Origin of the sequence: Arthrobacter sp. yr096 (assembly GCF_900108925.1) — a bacterium.
Lineage (GTDB): Bacteria > Actinomycetota > Actinomycetes > Actinomycetales > Micrococcaceae > Arthrobacter.
Genome location: NZ_FNYI01000002.1, coordinates 90,377 through 102,147, shown reverse-complemented (window position 1 = coordinate 102,147; position 11,771 = coordinate 90,377). Strand labels below are relative to the sequence as shown.

General features: G+C 64.9%; 11 protein-coding genes. 6 read left to right on the top strand and 5 right to left on the bottom strand.

Annotation, left to right across the window (positions count from 1 at the left end):
* Window positions 1-70 precede the first annotated feature (70 nt).
* The 4 genes from BMY91_RS05370 to BMY91_RS05355 are packed head-to-tail and all read left to right on the top strand — an operon-like array spanning window position 71 to window position 5,034.
* Entirely contained in the window at window positions 71-670 is a 600-nt protein-coding gene (locus BMY91_RS05370) for a hypothetical protein (protein ID WP_090819508.1), read from the top strand.
* A 39-nt stretch (window positions 671-709) separates the two neighbouring features.
* Window positions 710-2,998 carry an NAD-dependent DNA ligase LigA gene (gene ligA / locus BMY91_RS05365; protein ID WP_090819505.1) on the top strand — a complete coding sequence of 763 codons (2,289 nt, stop codon included), beginning with the start codon at window positions 710-712 and terminating at the stop codon, window positions 2,996-2,998.
* A complete protein-coding gene (locus BMY91_RS05360; RefSeq protein ID WP_090819502.1) occupies window positions 2,995-3,819 on the top strand; it encodes an inositol monophosphatase family protein in 825 nt (274 codons plus the stop codon). Before ligA ends, BMY91_RS05360 begins: the two co-directional genes overlap by 4 nt.
* A gap of 6 nt (window positions 3,820-3,825) precedes the next feature.
* Window positions 3,826-5,034 carry an AAA family ATPase gene (locus tag BMY91_RS05355; protein WP_090819500.1) on the top strand — a complete coding sequence of 403 codons (1,209 nt, stop codon included), beginning with the start codon at window positions 3,826-3,828 and terminating at the stop codon, window positions 5,032-5,034.
* Between the two features lie 22 nt (window positions 5,035-5,056).
* Here the strand turns inward: BMY91_RS05355 and BMY91_RS05350 are convergent, their stop codons facing one another.
* From BMY91_RS05350 to BMY91_RS05330, 5 genes are all read right to left on the bottom strand, one after another.
* Window positions 5,057-6,091, bottom strand: a complete 1,035-nt coding sequence (locus BMY91_RS05350) for an aldo/keto reductase (RefSeq protein WP_090819497.1) — start codon at window positions 6,089-6,091, stop codon at window positions 5,057-5,059.
* Entirely contained in the window at window positions 6,091-7,458 is a 1,368-nt protein-coding gene (locus tag BMY91_RS05345; RefSeq protein WP_090819494.1) for an LLM class flavin-dependent oxidoreductase, read from the bottom strand. The genes BMY91_RS05350 and BMY91_RS05345 overlap by 1 nt, the downstream gene beginning before the upstream one ends.
* A 61-nt stretch (window positions 7,459-7,519) precedes the next feature.
* Window positions 7,520-8,242, bottom strand: a complete 723-nt coding sequence (locus BMY91_RS05340; protein WP_090819491.1) for an ABC transporter ATP-binding protein — start codon at window positions 8,240-8,242, stop codon at window positions 7,520-7,522.
* Window positions 8,218-9,147 (bottom strand): ABC transporter permease, encoded by a 930-nt coding sequence (locus BMY91_RS05335; RefSeq protein ID WP_090819489.1) that lies wholly within the window; start codon window positions 9,145-9,147, stop codon window positions 8,218-8,220. The genes BMY91_RS05340 and BMY91_RS05335 overlap by 25 nt, the downstream gene beginning before the upstream one ends.
* Before the next feature lie 2 nt (window positions 9,148-9,149).
* On the bottom strand, window positions 9,150-10,271 hold the full coding sequence (locus BMY91_RS05330) for an ABC transporter substrate-binding protein (protein ID WP_090819486.1): 1,122 nt from the start codon (window positions 10,269-10,271) through the stop codon (window positions 9,150-9,152).
* A 470-nt stretch (window positions 10,272-10,741) separates the two neighbouring features.
* Between BMY91_RS05330 and BMY91_RS05325 the strand changes: the two genes are divergently transcribed.
* Window positions 10,742-11,254 carry a GNAT family N-acetyltransferase gene (locus BMY91_RS05325; protein ID WP_090819483.1) on the top strand — a complete coding sequence of 171 codons (513 nt, stop codon included), beginning with the start codon at window positions 10,742-10,744 and terminating at the stop codon, window positions 11,252-11,254.
* Window positions 11,255-11,310: 56 nt separating this feature from the next.
* Window positions 11,311-11,694 carry a RidA family protein gene (locus tag BMY91_RS05320; RefSeq protein WP_090819480.1) on the top strand — a complete coding sequence of 128 codons (384 nt, stop codon included), beginning with the start codon at window positions 11,311-11,313 and terminating at the stop codon, window positions 11,692-11,694.
* Window positions 11,695-11,771 lie beyond the last annotated feature (77 nt).

Below are 11,771 nucleotides of genomic sequence, written 5' to 3'. Positions count from 1 at the left end.
GAGTATTTCACGAAACGCCCCGACTTCCTGATTACTGGGCACGCCCCAACGCCCAGCTGAGGTTACCTTCATGCGACACTCCGTTGTCCCCTCCGTCCTGTTGGCCGCCGGCTTACTGCTGGCGCCGGCTGCCGCCGCCCAGGCTGCTCCGTGCGACGGCAAGTTTTCCTGTGCTCCCAGCGAGGGGGCCGACGACCCGACGCCGACGCAGCCTGCGCTTGCTCCTGAAGCGGACAAGAAGCCAACTCCCAACCCGGAGCCAACCCGGGCGCGTGAGACCCAGGTAGCGCCGGCACCGGCCGCGCCGCAGCCCACGGTCGAGGCGCCACGACCCGTGGTGAGCCAGGCCCCGGTGAGCGTGGCACCCCAGCCCGCCGCTCCGACGTCGGGCCCGTCCGAACCTGTCCCGGAAGCCACATCGGCGTCAGCAACGCCGTCGGCCTCTCCCACCGCCAGCGCCACCTCGGCCAGCCCAAGTCCCTCCAAGTCCTCCAACTGGAACACTCCCGTGGACAAGGGACAGGAAACGCAGGCAGCCGTGCTGGCGTCCAACTCCATTTCGGGTCCCAACATGCTCGGCTTGTTCGGCATCCTGGGGGGCGTGCTGTTGGTGGGCTTGGGCGGACTGGCGTTCGCACTGTGGAGCAAGAACCGCCTCTCGTCGCACTAGCAACCCTTGAATGTCCGTGGCTTGCGGCAAGATAGACCTGTGAGCACACCAGAAACTGCGAATCCGGTAGAAACCACGGCTGAAGAGACGGCGGCCGCCATCGTGGAGGCAGAGGGGACCCCACCCTCGGAGTCTTTGCGGGACGAATACGAGCAGCTGGCCGACCTCGTCCGTAAGTACCGGTATGCCTATTACCAGGAAGACTCGCCCACGGTGTCGGACGCCGAGTTCGATGAACTTTACCGTCGCCTGGAGGAGCTGGAAGCACTTCACCCCGAACTGGTCTCCAACGATTCACCCACGCAGGAAGTCGGCGGGGAAGTCTCCTCAGCGTTTGCTGCAGTGGAGCACCTGCAGCGCATGTACAGCCTGGACGACGTCTTCTCACTGGATGAACTCGAGGCCTGGGTCCGTAAGGCCGAAGCCTCGGTGGCGAAGCTCGGTGATTCCGTTCCGCCCATCGCATGGTTGACCGAGTTAAAGATTGACGGCCTTGCCGTGAACCTGCTCTACCGTGACGGCAAACTGGTCCGTGCTGCGACGCGCGGCGACGGCACCACCGGTGAAGACATCACCCACAACGTCCTCACCATCAAAGAGATCCCACGGGAGCTCAGCGGCTCCGGTTACCCCTCCGAAGTGGAGATCCGGGGCGAGGTGTTTATCCCTTCCAAGGCCTTCCTTGAGTTCAACGAAACCCTGGTGGCTGCCGGCAAAGCACCGCTGGCGAATCCCCGCAACGCTGCTGCCGGTTCGCTGCGGCAGAAGGATCCCGCGGAAACTGCAAAGCGGCCCCTCAGCATGTTTGTTCACGGAATTGGTGCCCGGGAGGGACTGGAAGCCAAGAGCCAGTCCGAAACGTACAAGCTCCTTGAAGCCTGGGGGCTTCCCGTCAGCCCGTATCTCAAGGTTCTGGACTCGTTCAAGGACGTCCTGGCGTTCATAGCCGATTACGGGGAGCGGCGCCATAAGCTCCTGCACGAGATCGATGGCATCGTGGTCAAGATCGATGACTTCGCTACCCAGCGGGCGCTCGGGTACACATCCCGCGTGCCCAGGTGGGCTGCCGCCTACAAGTACCCGCCGGAGGAAGTCCACACCAAGCTCCTGGACATCGCTGTCAACGTTGGCCGCACCGGGCGTGTGACGCCGTTCGGATTGATGGAGCCCGTGAAGGTTGCCGGTTCCACGGTGGGAATGGCTACGCTCCACAACCAGGATGTGGTCAAGGCCAAGGGAGTGATGATTGGCGACATCGTCATCCTCCGTAAAGCCGGCGATGTCATTCCGGAAATTGTGGGCCCAGTGCTGGCCCTGCGCGACAAACAGGACCCGCCGGTTCGCGAGTTCGTGATGCCCACCGAATGCCCGTCCTGTGGCACTCCGCTGGCACCGGCGAAGGAAAGCGATGTAGACATCCGTTGCCCCAACGCCAAGTCCTGCCCGTCGCAGTTGCGTGAGCGCGTCTTCCATGTGGCCAGCAGGGGCGCCTTCGATATCGAAGCCCTTGGCTGGGAAGCCGCTGTTGCCCTCACACAGCCCGCAGAGCCGGAGACGCCGCCACTTACCAGCGAGGCCCGCCTGTTCAGCCTGACGCGCGAGGACCTGGCCGATGTCCTGATCCGCCGGGAAAAGCGTTCCAAGGGTGTGGGCACGGGCGAGTACGAGCTTGTTCCGTACTTCTACACCAAGGGAACGGCCAAGTCCCCGTCCAAGCCCACGGCAACCACGGAGAAACTCTTCGTGGAGTTGGAGAAGGCCAAGAAGCAGCCGTTGTGGCGCGTGCTGGTGGCTCTCTCCATCCGGCATGTGGGCCCCACTGCCTCGCGAGCCTTGGCCACTGCGTTTGGCAGCATGGAAGCCATCCGCAACGCCACGGAAGAGCAAATGGCCCACGTTGATGGCGTGGGACCCACCATTGCGGTGGCCCTGAAGGAATGGTTCGCGGTGGATTGGCACAACGAGATCGTGGACAGCTGGGCCGCGGCGGGCGTGCGCATGGAGGACGAACGCGATACCTCGGTGCCACGGACCCTTGAAGGCCTCACAGTGGTAGTCACCGGTACGCTGCCCAACTTCAGCCGTGACGAAGCGAAGGAAGCCATCATCATCCGTGGCGGCAAGGCCTCCGGCTCCGTCTCCAAGAACACCAGCTACGTGGTGGCTGGTGAGAGCGCAGGCACCAAGCTGGACAAGGCAGAGCAGTTGGGCGTTCCCGTTCTGGATGAGGACGGATTCCGCGATCTCCTGGCCAATGGGCCGGCTACGCCTGACACAGAACCTGACGCGGTGCCCGAAGAAGCAGCTGCGGAAGCAGCCTCCGAATGACGGACGTCCAAGAGCTCCTTGCCGTTGCCAAACGGGCCGCCGCAGCGGGTGCTGCCGTCCTGGCGCAGCGGTCCGTCAACGGCACGGGAGGCGATGGCCTGGGAACCAGCAACAAGGGCGAGGCCGGAGACTGGGTTACGGCCTTCGATGTCGCGGCGGAGAATGCCGTCCGGGAAGCCATCATCGCCGAACGCCCCCACGACGCCATCACCGGGGAAGAACACGGGACAACCCGTCCCGAACAATCGTCCGGATACCGCTGGTCCATTGATCCCCTGGACGGGACCACCAACTTCATCCGCAACATCGTCTATTACGCCACCTCGGTGGCCGTGGCGGATTCCGACGGCGTGTGGTTGGCCGGCGTAGTTCACGCGCCGGCGCTGGGGCGCGTCTATTCGGCGGCCCGTGGACATGGAGCGTGGCTTGAGGCGTCCGGAGAGACAACCCGGCTGGCCGGGCCGGTTCCCGGGCGCAAAGGACTCATTCTGGCCACGGGCTTCAGCTACGATCCCGCTACCCGGGCCAATCAGTCAGCCGGGCTCGCTGAGCTCATGGACGGGTTTGCTGATGTTCGGCGCCTGGGCTCCGCGGCTTTGGATCTGTGCCTGGTGGCCGACGGTACCTTTGACGCTTACGGGGAGCGTGGCTTGAACGAGCATGACTTCTCCGCGGGCGCCCTTGTTGCCGAGGAGGCTGGCTGCTGGGTGCGACGCCCACGTCTGGAAAGCCCTCTCGACGGCGGCCCCAGTACCGAGGATCGCCTGGCTGCGTGGATGTGTGCAGGCACCTTGGAACTGTCCGGCAAGTTCCCTTTGTAACCGCCAGTGATCACCACTCTCGCCATCGCCAACTACCGGTCCATCCGGGATCTCGCCATGGACTTGCACGGCCTGGACATCGTGACCGGGGCCAATGGGAGCGGTAAGTCTTCGCTCTACCGCGCCCTGCGGCTGCTGGCCGAGTGCGCCGGAGGCGATTCCGGCAACGTGGTGGGTTCGCTGGCCAGGGACGGCGGATTGTCCTCTACGTTGTGGGCGGGTCCGGAGAGCATCAGCGAGGCCATGCGCCGCGGTGAGGTGCCCCTCCAAGGAACTGTTCGCCGTGAATCCGTGAATCTGAAATTGGGGTACTCCGGGGACGACTTCGGCTATCTGGTGGACCTTGGCATGCCGGTGCCCAGCGGTGCGGGATTCGATGAAGAGACTGGCAGGCCGAGGCCCTCCGCCTTCAGCCTGGACCCTGAAATCAAGCGGGAACAGATATTTTCCGGACCGGTGGCACGGCCGGGCTCGTTGCTGGTGGACCGCAAGGGTAGCCTGGCCAGGCTGCGCGGCAGCAACGGTGATTGGACGGAACTTTCCCGGCGTCTGGACACGTACCAGAGCATGCTGACGGAAGTATCGGACCAGGACCGTGCCCCCGAAGTACTGCGTGTGCGGGATTCGGTGCGTTCCTGGCGGTTCTACGATCACTTCCGCACGGACGCCGAGGCGCCGGCCAGGCAGGCTCAAATCGGCACCCGCACTCCCGTGCTGCACCACAGCGGGAAGGACCTGGCGGCCGCCCTCCAGACGTTGCGGGAAGTGGGCTTCGAGCGCCAGTTGGATGCCGCCGTCGATCACGCCTTTCCCGGCAGCCGGTTGGAGGTCGCGGTCAACGACGGCCGCTTCAGCGTCGAGTTGCGGCAGCCAGGCATGCTGCGCCCCATGAAAGCGGCCGAACTCTCGGACGGGACCTTGCGGTTCCTGTTGCTTACCGCTGCTTTGCTCACGCCGAGGCCGCCTGAGCTTATGGTCCTGAACGAACCCGAAACCAGCCTCCATGTGGACCTGATGCCGGCCCTGGCCGGACTGATAGTCCAAGCCAGTGCCAGCAGTCAGATGATTGTGGTGACCCACTCCGAGGCGCTGCTGAAGGCGCTGCGGGAAAGCGGCGCCGCCCATGAGCATGAGCTCTACAAGGATCTGGGCGAAACCAGGATCAAGGGCCTGGGTTCTCTGGAAGGTCCGTTGTGGAGCTGGCCAAAGCGCTGAAACACGCCTTGTGGTGGGCTGCTTACCGCAGCGAACGACGACGCCGGGCCGGCTCAGTCAGCCACACCGGCTCATACCCTGCGTCGGCGGCATTCAGAGTAGTCCCTGGCGGCACGATCTCATCGATCCTGTCCAGAACGTCACGGGACAAGGTGAGCTTGTCCGCCCCGAGCGCTGCCTCGAGGTGGTCCAGCGTGCGGGGACCGATGATCGCCGAAGTCACTGCCGGGTGCTCCAGCACGAAGGCCAAAGCGAGGTGGATCAGTGACAGCCCCGCTTGCTCGGCCAGTTCTGTCAGCTCAAGCACGGCCTTCGTCTTGAGGGCGTTCTCGGGGAGGTTCGGATCATGCCGGGCGGGTTGGCGTCCTGCGCGGCTCGACGGAAGATGGCCACCGTCCGGCTTGATCCGGCCTGACAACCAGCCGCCGGCGAGGGGGCTCCACGGCAGGATCCCCAAGCCGTGCTGCTGCGCCAGCGGCAGCACTTCCCGTTCAGCGCCCCGGGCCAGGATGGAGAACGGCGGCTGTTCGGTGACGGGTCGCTCGCGATGGCGTTCGCGGGCCACGTACTGGGCTTCGACGATTTGGCCGGGCAGGAAAGTGGACGTACCGATGTAGCGGATCTTGCCTTGGGCGACGAGGTCGCTGAGGGCCCCTAGCGTTTCATCGATGTCCGTATCAGGCTCCGGCCGGTGGACTTGGTAGAGGTCGATCCAATCCGTCTGGAGACGCCGAAGACTGTCCTCTACTTCGCGGATGATCCAGCGGCGGGAATTGCCGGCCTGGTTCACGTCGTCGCCGAGCCGCCCGTGGACTTTGGTGGCCAGGACAACCTGATCGCGCCTGCCCTGCAGGGCCTTGCCGACGATTTCCTCCGACTCGCCCTGGGAGTATACGTCAGCCGTGTCCACCAGGTTGATGCCGGCGTCCAGGGCGCGGTGGATGATGCGGATACTGTCGTCGTGGTCAGGATTCCCGATGGCCCCGAACATCATGGTGCCCAGTGTCAGCTGGCTGACCTTGACCCCTGTCCGTCCCAGATTGCGGTATTCGGTCATTAGAACGCCGATCCGATGGAAGTCAGCTGCTGTGCCGTGGAACCGGAGAAGCGATTCTCCGGCCGGGGCAGCCCGTAGTGTCCACGCAGGGTGGAGGCGGTGTACTCGGTGCGGAACAGGCCGCGCTGCTGGAGGATGGGCACCACCTGGTCCACAAAGATCTCCAGGCCCGACGGGAGAACCGGCGGCATGATGTTGAAGCCGTCGGCCGCTCCCGCAAAGAACCAGTCCTGGATCGCATCGGCAACCTGCTCCGGGGTTCCTGAGAAGGTGCGGTGGCCGCGTCCCCCGCCCAGACGGCCGATCAATTGACGCACAGTGAGCTGCTCGCGGCGGGCCAGTTCCACGATCAGCGTGTAGCGGCTCTTAGCTCCCTCAATCTCATCTTCTGAAGGCAGGTCAGCGGGAAGCTGACGGTCCAGGGGGAGGTCCTCGGGCTTCAGGCGCAGCGTCTTGGCGAGCTGTTCACGGGCGTATTCCGGCTTGATCAGTTCGTCGAGTTCGCGCTCAAGCTTCAAGGCTTCGGCCTCCGTGGACCCGATCACCGGGACGATGCCCGGCAGGATCTTGATGCTCTCCGGATCTCGACCCACGGCGGCGGTGCGGGCCTTCAGGTCTGAGTAGAAGGCTTGGGCATCGGCCAGGGTCTGGTGCGCGGTGAAAACGGCTTCGGCATACTGGGCTGCCAGCTTCTTGCCGTCTTCCGAGGACCCGGCCTGGACGATCAGCGGGTGGCCCTGTGGTGAGCGGGGGACATTGAGCGGGCCGCGGACCCGGAAGTGCTTGCCCTCGTGTTCAATGGCGCGGATCTTGTTGTCATCACCCCACACGCCTTCGGCCTTATCTGCCAGTACTGCATCGTCTTCCCAGCTGTCCCAGAGCTTCTGGGCCACCTCAATGAACTCAGCGGCGCGCTCATAGCGGACAGCGTGGGCGGGCTGGTCATCCACACCGAAGTTGCGCGCAGCGTCCGGTCCCGCGGTGGTGACCACGTTCCAACCGGCGCGTCCACCACTAACCCAGTCCACCGACGCGAAGCGGCGCGCCAGGTTGAAGGGATCGTTGTAAGTGGTTGAGGCGGTGGCGATCAAGCCGATGTTCCGGGTAACGGCCGCGATGGCGGTCAGCAGCACCGTGGGCTCCAGCTTCCCGGCGGGACGGCGGCCTACTTCGCCGAACAGGACGGGGGAATCGGCGAAAAAGATGGAGTCGAGCTTGCCGCGCTCGGCTGTGCGGGCAAGGTGTTGGTAGTGCTCCACCTTGGTGGAGGACAGCGGATCGCTTTCCGGGAGCCGCCACGATGCTTCGTGGTGGCCTGTGCTCATGAGGAAGGCGTTGAGGTGCAGGTGGCGCTGGGGTTCAGACATGGGATTACTCCTTGATTCAGGTAGGGGGTTCAGGTCAGGGGGTCAGAGGACGTGGTTGGATTCACGCAGCAGCGTGGACGCCGAGGGCGGCGAGCAGTTCATCCCTCAGCGAGGACTGGTCCACGGAGGTTCCTGCCGTGCGTTCCACAGCGACGCGGCCGTCCTGGAGGACTATGACGCGGTCAGCCAGGGTGATGGCTTCGTCGACGTCGTGGGTCACCAGCAGGACCGCCGGACGATGCGCGGCCACGAGATCCTTCAGGAGGGCGTGCATTTTCAGGCGGGTCAGCGCATCGAGGGCACCGAAAGGTTCGTCGGCAAGGAGAAGCCGCGGCTCACGGACCAGCGACCTCGCGAGTGCCACGCGCTGCTGTTCGCCGCCGGACAGCTCGTGGGGCCACGCCTTTTCGCGGCCGGCGAGTCCCACCTCGGCGAGTGCGCGGCGGCCGCGGGCATCGGCGTCGTGGTCCCGGAGGCCCAAGGTGACGTTGCCCAGCACGCTGTCCCAGGGCAGGAGGCGGGAGTCCTGGAATACCACCGAAACCTGCTCGGGAACCTTGACCACACCACTGCCGCGGACGTCACGGTCCAAGCCGGCCAGCGCGCGCAGGAGGGTGCTCTTGCCGCAGCCGCTCGGGCCAAGGAGTGCCACGAACTCACCTGGCGCGATATCGAGATCCACTCCGTTGAGGACGCCTTTGGGTCCAAAGCTCCGGATCAGGTTGCGGACGGAGACCTCGTTTGAGGGACCCGCCGACTTCAGCCCGCCAGTGTGCGTTGCCATGACAATGCCTTTCGTTCCAGGAGCCGGACGGCTGCGTCGGACAGCAAGCCAAGGACGCCGTAGACGGCCAGGCCCAGGACGATGATGTTGGTTTGGCCGTAGGTGCGGGCGAGCTCCATCATGTAGCCGATGCCGCTGGTGGAGTTGATCTGTTCCACCACCACTAAGGACACCCAGGCGCCGGTGACGGCGAAGCGGAGTCCCAGGAAGAACCCAGGCAGCGCCCCCGGCAGCACAACCCGGCGGATGAACCCGGCCCGGCTCAAGCCCACAGTCTGTGCCAACTCCACGTAGCGCATGTCAATGCCGCGGAGTCCGGCGTGGGTCTGGAGGTAGATGGGGACAAACACGCCCAGCGTGATGGTGAGGACTTTCATGGTTTCGTCGATGCCGAACCACAGGATCAGCAACGGGATCAGGGCCAGCCCTGGGATGGCGCGCTTGATCTGCACAGGACCGTCGATCAGCGACTCACCCACCCTGCTCAGTCCGGACAGGACAGCCAGGACGGCGCCCACCACAATCCCGAAGAACAGGCCGAGGCCCGCCCGTTGGGCCGAGATGGCCAGGTTCTCCTGAAGCCGGCCGTCGGCGATTAGCTCGCCTGCCGTGGCCACCACGGTCCACGGCTCAGAGAGGATGCGGGGGTCCAGAAGTCCGGTCGCCGAGGCGAGAACCCACAAAAGGATCAGCGCGGCCGGACCCACCAGGCCGGCAAAGCGGCGGCGTTGGCCGGGGCCCAGGCGGCGGCTGGTGGGGCGGACGTCCGGCCGTCCCGTCAGGGCGGGGTCAAGATGAGGCTCGACGGCGGCACCCGGGTGCGTGCCGGCGTCGCCCTTGGTGGAGTCGCCCTGATACGGGAGAGCGGTGACCGTCGTCGCGCGCCGGGCAGCATTGGTGGTCATGGCTACGCTCCCTTCCCTGAGCCTGAAGCAGCGGCTGCGTACGCCGTGCCGCCGATGGCCTCGAACCTGAGGTCGTACAGCTTGGCGGCGTCCAGCTTGGGCTTCTTCTGTTCGCGGGCCAGGAGATCGATGGTCTGCTGGTGCCGGGCGATGGCTTCGGTCCACGAGGTAGGGAGGTCGCGCTCGCCGGCGGCGTCGATCAGGTACTGGCCGTCTTCAGCGGAAAGCCCTTGGTTCTTGACGTAGTAGCCCTCAAGCCATTCCTTGGGGTGGTCCTGGATCCACCGCTGGGCTTGACCCCAGACGTCCACGTACTGGGCCAGAGCCGCAGCCTTGGCCGGATCATCCAGCACTTTGGCGGGGGAGTAGAGGTGGCCGGGATCGTCCCGGAGACCATGCCGCAGCGTGGTTCCACCGTCGGCGCCGTATTTGGCCAGGTAACGCTTGATCTGGACGCCGCCCAGCGGAGCGGCATCAACCTGCTTGCTGGACAGTGCTGTTGAGTAGGTGTCCCCGGTGCTGGGCAGTTCCACGAGCTTCACGTCGCTTTGCTGAAGGCCGGCCTTTTCGAGGATGCGCAACACCAGCGCACCTTGCGCCTGGCCCGGGCTGTACGCGATCTTCTTGCCGCGCAGGCCTTGTAGGTCTGCAATGCCCGCGCCGGGCGCTACGCCCAGTTCGTACAACGGGTGGTTCACCGCGTCCTGGCGGTAGACGCTGGCGATGATGCGGACATCCAGCCCCGTCCACGTGGCGTGAATGGGCGGAATGTCGGCCACGGAGCCGACGTCCAGGGCGTTGGCCCTAAAGGCTTCCGTGGTGGCCGGGCCGCCGGAAATGTTGGCGAACTTGACCGGGAAGCTGAGCTTCTTGTCCAGCCCGGACAGCTCCAGGGCAACCTGGACGGCGGGATCGCCCACCACCAGAGTGGTGCCCTCAGGGACAGTGGTGGCCAACGGGACCGTCACTTGGGCTGCCTGGGTGGCGTCACCGCCGGCGGTGGCCGCTCCGCCGCAGGCTGTCAGCAGGCCGAGGGCAGGAATCGCGAGCAGGGCGCCGAGGACATGGCGGCGGTTTGGTGTTGTTGTGGGGAGTTTTTGGGCGCGGGGGAACGCGGATGACATGTCAAGCCTTTCAGGTGCGGGAGGGGCGCTGCCGGTCCGGAGCCAGGGGCGTCGACGGGGCAGCGGTGCAGATCGCTCAGTTCTGAAGGCAGGGCGGACAGCAGGGGTGAGCCTGCGTTGCGCGTGCAGGGAGACCGGACGTAAGCATCGTTCCTCCTGTTCTGTGTGAAGTGAATTCTCAAAGGTGTGATGGCATCAGTCATTCGCCGTGTGGCAACTCAAGCACGCCCGCAACGCCCGGCGCCAGCGTTTCGACATGTCCCCGCAACAGCGCGAAACCGGCGTTCACGGCACGCCACAGGACTCAATCCGGCGCCATGGGAGGCAACACAAAAGCAGTCCGGCGGTTGTCCACCTGATCAACACAGTGCCTGTGACCGGCGTCGTGCGGTCAGTTCGTGACTGATAGTTCCGTCACGGAAAGGCGTATTTGGCACTTACCGTGCGTGCGGCGCGACTACCATTGGTAGGTGCTTTCGCCGATTACCGTCCGTCCCGCCCTGCCCGAAGACTACGACGCCGTTGCCCGCATTACGCAGGACTCCTACGTCACCGCGGGGTACTACGGCGACGCCGATCATCCCTACCTGCAGAAGCTCCAGGACGTGGCGGGCCGCGCTGAGCACGCGGAGATCCTGGTGGCCGAGCGCAACGGTGAGGTCATCGGATCCGTGACGGCTGCTCCGGCGGGCGGCGGCTTCTCGGACATCGGACTTGAGGATGAATTGGAACTGCGTACCCTCGTGGTGGATCCGGCAGTCCAGCGTTCCGGTGCCGGCCGGGCCTTGGTGCAGGCCGTCGTCGATCAGGCGAAGGCCATGGACGGGATCAACGCCGTATCCCTGACCACGGGCGCCACGTGGGAAAGTGCCAACGCCCTCTACGCCCGCACCGGCTTTGACCGGGCCCCCCACCGTGACTGGTTTGTTCCCGGCACCGACATAAAGCTGTTCGTTTACCGGCTGGACCTGCCGCAGTCATAAAGTTTCCTTCGTAAACGCCGGTCACCGGGCCGCGCGAAACGACAGGAAGGCGCGGCATGCGCAAGACATTCGGCACGGGTTCGGTCTGGGAACAGACACTTGGCTACTCCCGCGCGGTCCAGGTGGACAACACACTTTTCATTTCTGCCACAGCAGCCAGCGGACCCGACGGCATTGTTGGCGATGGCTTCTACTCGCAGACCAAGTACATCCTTGAAAAGCTTGGTGCCGTGCTTGAAGAGGCGGGGTTCTCTTACCAGGATGTTGTCCAGTCCAAGCTGTATTTGACGGACATCAGCAAGTGGGAAGATGCCGGCCGCGCGCACGGCGAAGTTTTTGGCGAGATCCGTCCGACGCTGGCACTGGTCCACGTCCTGCCATTCCTCGATCCCCAGATGTTGGTGGAGATCGAGCTCGTGGCGCAGAAGAGCGCCGGCTAAGTTCCGTCTGCGCCCACACCGGACTGCGTATGTACAGTTGAGGCCCTGGAATCGCATGGCGATTCCAGGGCCTCAGC